This window comes from Scandinavium sp. (assembly GCF_032012665.1).
Taxonomy (GTDB): Bacteria; Pseudomonadota; Gammaproteobacteria; order Enterobacterales; family Enterobacteriaceae; genus Scandinavium.
Window position 1 is genome coordinate 776 of sequence record NZ_DALZVG010000068.1, and the last position, 316, is coordinate 1,091.

At 54.1% G+C, this 316-nt stretch carries 1 rRNA gene (only partly in view); it reads right to left on the reverse strand.

From position 1 onward, the window contains the following. Positions 1–316: ribosomal RNA gene (locus RTU33_RS21820) — 16S ribosomal RNA — on the reverse strand; its annotated part reaches 391 nt to the left of the window's first position; the annotation flags it as partial.

Consider the following 316-nt stretch of genomic DNA (forward strand, 5'->3'; position numbering starts at 1 on the left):
TCACCCCAATCATCTATCCCACCTTAGGCGGCTGGCTCCAAAAAGGTTACCTCACCGACTTCGGGTGTTACAAACTCTCGTGGTGTGACGGGCGGTGTGTACAAGGCCCGGGAACGTATTCACCGCGGCATGCTGATCCGCGATTACTAGCGATTCCGGCTTCATGCAGGCGAGTTGCAGCCTGCAATCCGAACTGAGAGAAGCTTTAAGAGATTTGCATGACCTCGCGGTCTAGCGACTCGTTGTACTTCCCATTGTAGCACGTGTGTAGCCCAGGTCATAAGGGGCATGATGATTTGACGTCATCCCCACCTTC